This window comes from Ruegeria sp. BHSA163 (assembly GCF_059613365.1).
Genome location: NZ_JBXWSJ010000112.1, coordinates 1 through 5,473, shown reverse-complemented (window position 1 = coordinate 5,473; position 5,473 = coordinate 1). Strand labels below are relative to the sequence as shown.

Sequence of the window (5,473 nt, the reverse complement as noted above, 5' to 3'; positions counted from 1 at the left end):
CGCGTCATTTCCTGAGATGGACAAGCAACTCAGTCAGTCAAAATAACTACAAAATGCCCACAACTCGAAGGGGCTTAATCTTTTAATTTTCAGGGTCGGCTTCGTCCGCAACTCGGACCTAGAGCCTTTTCTGATGAAGGTCTGATTAAACCCTTAAGCTGACCTTCGTGCGCCAAAACGCAGATCATCGATCATAAACGGCTGCTTTAGTCGTAAGCGGACGGTCGTCAAAAATTGGCGAAGGTCCGCTTTGCGGACGAAGCCGCCGTTAGCCGCACCGCAGCACCTTTGGCCTGCATGAACGACCGCTTCGCGGACCAAGCGGACTTGAGCGTCACGTGCCAGACCTAACAAAGCCCAGCGATTTATCGACGACGTTCTTCAGAGTTTTGCCGTGCGTAAAGCGATCAAAGTTTTCAAAAAATTGCCTAGCTATCTCGCAAATGTGCGCTGTATCGCGGCGCAAAATATGCTGTGAACGCCTTTACCTCAGGTCGACGATAGGCGGACGGATTCACCAATAGCCAAACGGTTGATCCTAAATCTGCAGGCAACTCGATACAGTGTACGAGTGAATCGTCGCTTTTCATGAAACGTGTTGGGAGAGTTCCAATGCCGGCCCCCATTTGAACTGCTGTTTCCATCGACTTGATGTCTTGGCAGGTCATCGCAATCTGATCTGAATCGATGCGTTCAAACAACCAATCATTCAATGAATCAAGTCTCTGGTTTCCACCAAAAACTAAAAATTTGTGCCCACCCATTTCTGTTTCTGAACGCGGTAGATCAGATTTGGCTGCGTAGGACTTTGACGCAAACAAAGAATGCGTAATGGTGGCTAATTTTCGGCAAATCAACGATGGCTCGTCGATTTCCTTGGTTGCCCACCTAATTGCGATGTCGACTTCTCCTGCCGATATGTCGAGGGCCGCGTCACTCGGGATCAATTCGAAGCTCGCACTCCTGTAGCTTTCGACAAAGCCTTCGAGCATTGCGGAAAGGCGCGGATTAAATGCGTCGGTCACTGCCGTTATTCGAATGGTGCGAGATTGGGAAGACACCAGCCGAGCGGCGGTCGCATCCAATGCTTTCGCCGCGTCCTCAACCGCTTCGGCGTTTGAAACCAGCGCGAGAGCGTCCTTGGTCGGGTGAAAACCCTGCGTGCTGCGTTCAAACAAAACCAGGCCCAGTGTGTGCTCCAATACCTCTATCCGTCTTGCGACGGTTGGCTGCGCCATCCCTAAAGTCTTGGAGGCCGCCAGTGTAGAGCCCGTTCTCAGCACGGCAAGGAAAACGCGCACGTCTGAAAGGTTAGCAAAAACGCTCTTCATTTTTGTAGAACAACACAACATTACCGCGGATACCAGCGCAATCCTCCAAACCTTAGGCTTACCCCAACGCAACGAGAGGACAGACCGATGACACTTACGTTCCCGATTTTTGGCATTTCAGGTCTGCTAGGAGTGTTTCGAACGAATGTGGTGAAACCCGCCACTAAGAGCACCCCAGAACATGAATTGGCCTATGAAGAACGCGCTTTTCTGCGAGAGCTGATCGCACGAAACCCAGAAGCCCTTGAAAACGAACAGGCGGTCATGGCGATGATGACCCAATACCCAAGAAGCTTTTGAGCAACAACTATCGACGGCGGGAGAGTTAGTTATCGCCGACGGCAGATTTTCAAATAACCAACTGTAGGCGTGCAAAGCTTCCGCCGGAAGCTGGATGTGGCTGAACTGAAGAACAGATACGATGCCACCAGTGTCTTCTTGAATGTTAGGTATTCATTTTGAAAATTTGGATAGAAACCAAATAGGCTGCTGAGGCCCAAATTACACATCTATTGTTACTCTAAGGAATGGTCGCGATGTTATTAGCGAGACGTTGCAAAGTCCGCTTTCTGCGCATTGCTGTAATTGGGGCATAGCGCAGCATTGGTCAAAGTGGCCTCGGTGCAGACGTTCGGCAGAATTCAGCGAATGTCTGCTACGCGGACATAGCTGCATTAGTCGCGAGGCAATCCTAATTCGACAAGTGTCTCAAGCGCATCGAGATCGTTCTCATACCATTCCGGCCAGCTTGGCTGAAGAAACGCGTCTCTGTAATTGTCTTTTGTCAGCTCCGGACGTCGCTGCAGCGCCGCCGAAAGATGCTTTTTCGCACGATCTGTGAATCCCATTCGCACACAACCCACCGCGCAGATCATAAATACGAACCAAGGCGCATTTGTGTACCTGCACGCCGCTTCCATGTCTGCAATATAGGCGTCATCAGGGACCAACCCGTTTTCGACCCAGCGCCCCAAGGCGGAAAAGAAATGGTACATTGTGGCCCGCGGATCCTTGGGGTTCAGCTTGAGGCATTCCTGCGCGCTTCTGAGCATCAGGTCCCCATCCGTGGCGGGATCGAACAAGCTTACCATGCACATCGCATAGTGGCACTGAACATTGTTTGGATTAAGCGCAAGGGCGCGGTTCACCGAGACCGATCCATCGCGCGGCTCTCCCGCCATTGCCAGCAAGACACCCAGTACGAGATGCGCCACTTCCTGTCGGTCGTCCAACTCCAATCCGCGTTTCACGCTGTCAATCGCGTTCTTGAGTTCCGACGCGGGATCCTTGCTCCACCCTGATCCAAGGCGCACCCACCCATTGCGCGCCAACATCACATGCGGATCGGCAAAGGTAGTGTCGCTCTCAATTGCTTTCCGGAAAAAGGTGTCGGCGGTGTCTATCGCCTCGGGCGTGAATTTCACTTGCTCGGAAATCCCTCTTTGGCACATTTCCCATGCTGTGAGGCTCTCAGAGGGTTTCTTACGCGCCAACGTGCGTTCGTGGGCACCCAGTTCAGGTTCGACAGCCGTGACGATGGCAGCGGTCAACTCGTCCTGAACAGCAAAGAGATCATCTAGAGTGCGGTCCCATTTATCGGCCCAGACATGGGATCCGGTTTCCGCCTCGATTAACTGGGCGGTCAAGCGCACCCGGTTGCCCCCACGCCGCACGGAGCCTTCGACGACATAGCGCACGCCCAATTCGCGCGCGACCTGCCTGATATCGGTCGCGGTGCCCTTGTAAACAAAGGTCGAGTTCCGGGCGATGACAAATAGGTTTCGGAACCGGCTGAGTTCGGTAATCACGTCTTCGACGATTCCGTCGGCGAAAAACTCCTGTTCGGGATCCGAAGACATGTTGTCGAATGGTAGAACGGCAATCGAGGGGCGCTCGGTTTTTTCTTCCTGCGCTGGCGCATTAACGCCATTGATCTCGACCCGCCAAACCTCGACCGGTTCGGGGATGTTCTTGACCATTTGCTGGCCAAGTTCGGTCATGGGGGCATCAATCTTACCACGAAGCTGGTCATGGACACTGCGCGAGATGCATATCCCGCCCGGCGGAGCGAGGCTTTCTAACCGTGCCGCCACGTTGACGCCGTCGCCGAGGATGTCATCGCCGTCTTCGACAACGTCGCCGACATTTATGCCGACGCGAAAGCGCAGGCGCTGGTCCGCGGGGCCGGTTTCACGCGCCACCATCTGTTCCTGGACTGAAATCACCGATCGCATGGCTTCGACCGGCGAGGGGTATTCGACCAAGATGCCATCGCCCATCGTCTTGATGATCCGCCCGTTGGCTTCGGCCACCGCCGGGTTAATCACGTCGCTCCGTGTTGCGCGCAAACGCCGGATAACGCCTTCTTCATCGATAGCCATCAGACGAGAGTATTCCGCCAAATCGGCGGCAACGATGGTGGTAAGTCGACGTTGCATAAGAAACTGTCGCAGTCGGATACGCCTAATTCAACAGTTAAAATGTTGAACCCTACGCAATCATAGGATTGGCCAATTCTAAACCAATACTGCTTTGGGCTCGAAGCGGACGTTGGCCCAAAATCGCGAATGACCTCTACGCCGACTAAGCCGCCGATAAAGTCAACTTCGCAAACTTCCGCTTCGGCTCCTAGTCACTGAAACGTGTTGGCCGCTTCAGATAGCCTAAAACGGTGGGGAGTGTGCTAGAGTGCAGCAATGATGAACAACGACCTCCCGCTACTGAATGCTGTACGATGTTCCATGGGCGACCCGAAGGCGCAGGTTCTTAGTTGGAACCGACGTGCCCTAGCTGAAGGCTTTGCCGACGCGATGGCCGGAGGCGAGGGGCTCATTCTCCATAGTGGAACGCTCGCGACAAATGGGGTCGAGCGGGCGTATCAACTCGTTGAAAAGGTTTGCCGGGTTATGCCGCCCGGGCGTGAACCGGGGTCGTGGCTCTACTGGAAGCGCGAAGCGCAGGCATATGCCTCAGGACTACTTGATGGCCCTTTTTCCGGCATCCGGGCACCTGACTGCTATGGCGTCACTTATACGCGTGAGCCCTCTGCGCGTGTTTTTGTAGAAGCTGTAACAGACGAGCAGCCTGAATGGTCGGCTGATACCCATGTTCACGCGGCGCGCGCCTTAGGTTCGTTCTCCGCAAGCGTTGCGGGCACGCCGGACACTGAACGCCATAATTGGATGGCAGTAGGACGGGCCCACAGTTGGACAGAAATTGCCGCAGACATATTGAACGATCCAGTTACTCTGAAAGATGATGTTGTTCTCAGACGCTGGCTCGCCGGGCCAAATCTTGCTAGAACTAGGGACCTTTGGAATAACATTGATCTCCTTCAGGCGGCACTGTCGGACCTTCCCAAATGTTTTTGCCACCACGATGCTTTCAACCGCAATCTGTTATTTTGTGAAACAGATGAGGGAGAATCAGAAATTGTCGCCATCGACTGGGCATTCGCTGGCTATGGTGTTGTTGGAGAGGACCTTGCCGCCGCTGTTGGAGCATCGTTGATGTTTCTGGATACTAAATCGGAATGCGCGAGCGACCTGACTGAGCGCATGTTTTCCAGCTATCTGTGTGGGTTGCGTGATGAGAATTGGGCCGACGTATCGGCGGATGTTCGTCTTGGTTTCTGCGCAACCATAGCGATGATGTTTGCATTGGGCGCCATTGGCCCATGGTTGCCGCTTTTACGTGACCCCGAGCTTGAGCCAGTTGTGAAGGGCATCACCGGAGCCGATCCTGACCAGTTCATCGAAAATCTTTCCAAAATTCAGGAACACTTCCTAGACCTCGGCGAAGAAGCAGTCGCGCTAACTGGCGGCTGAAAACTTAGCGCGGTGCCAAAATGATATGCGTCGCATTGGCTCAACGCATAAAGGACATGCCTATGGTGTACTGTGAAAACGAAGTCGTTCGGACAACGCGCAGCATCGGTCATTTGGGCTCGCAGCCGCCGTTCGCTGCAGCTTGCATGAACGTCTACTTTCGGCAGATCCAGCCGTTGGCCAGTCTTCTTTCCAGCGACCGGCTTGCGGACGAAGCCGACCCTGAAAATTAAAAGATTAAGCCCCTTCGAGTTGTGGGCATTTTGTAGTTATTTTGACTGACTGAGTTGCTTGTCCATCTCAGGAAATGACGCG

The 5,473-nt window shown here is 53.6% G+C and carries 4 protein-coding genes; 2 read left to right on the top strand and 2 right to left on the bottom strand.

All coding sequences use genetic code 11. From position 1 onward, the window contains the following. Window positions 1-428: 428 nt before the first annotated feature. Complete coding sequence (locus tag AC2FNV_RS23295) at window positions 429-1,331, bottom strand: LysR family transcriptional regulator (RefSeq protein ID WP_170609101.1); 903 nt, start codon at window positions 1,329-1,331, stop codon at window positions 429-431. 87 nt (window positions 1,332-1,418) lie between these two features. Between AC2FNV_RS23295 and AC2FNV_RS23290 the strand changes: the two genes are divergently transcribed. Next, the gene (locus AC2FNV_RS23290; RefSeq protein ID WP_170609099.1) at window positions 1,419-1,631 is read left to right on the top strand and encodes a hypothetical protein; all 213 of its coding nucleotides are present in this window, start codon (window positions 1,419-1,421) and stop codon (window positions 1,629-1,631) included. A gap of 374 nt (window positions 1,632-2,005) precedes the next feature. Here the strand turns inward: AC2FNV_RS23290 and AC2FNV_RS23285 are convergent, their stop codons facing one another. Further along, window positions 2,006-3,769, bottom strand: a complete 1,764-nt coding sequence (locus tag AC2FNV_RS23285; RefSeq protein WP_170609097.1) for an adenylate/guanylate cyclase domain-containing protein — start codon at window positions 3,767-3,769, stop codon at window positions 2,006-2,008. A gap of 258 nt (window positions 3,770-4,027) precedes the next feature. Between AC2FNV_RS23285 and AC2FNV_RS23280 the strand changes: the two genes are divergently transcribed. Then, window positions 4,028-5,158, top strand: a complete 1,131-nt coding sequence (locus AC2FNV_RS23280; protein ID WP_170609095.1) for a phosphotransferase — start codon at window positions 4,028-4,030, stop codon at window positions 5,156-5,158. Window positions 5,159-5,473: the final 315 nt, after the last annotated feature.

Excerpts from the sequence above, each read along its gene's own strand:
- AC2FNV_RS23295 (WP_170609101.1), bottom strand. The coding sequence starts at position 1,331 with ATGAAGAGCGTTTTTGCTAACCTTTCAGACGTGCGCGTTTTCCTTGCC.
- AC2FNV_RS23290 (WP_170609099.1), top strand. The coding sequence starts at position 1,419 with ATGACACTTACGTTCCCGATTTTTGGCATTTCAGGTCTGCTAGGAGTG.
- AC2FNV_RS23285 (WP_170609097.1), bottom strand. The coding sequence starts at position 3,769 with ATGCAACGTCGACTTACCACCATCGTTGCCGCCGATTTGGCGGAATAC.
- AC2FNV_RS23280 (WP_170609095.1), top strand. The coding sequence starts at position 4,028 with ATGATGAACAACGACCTCCCGCTACTGAATGCTGTACGATGTTCCATG.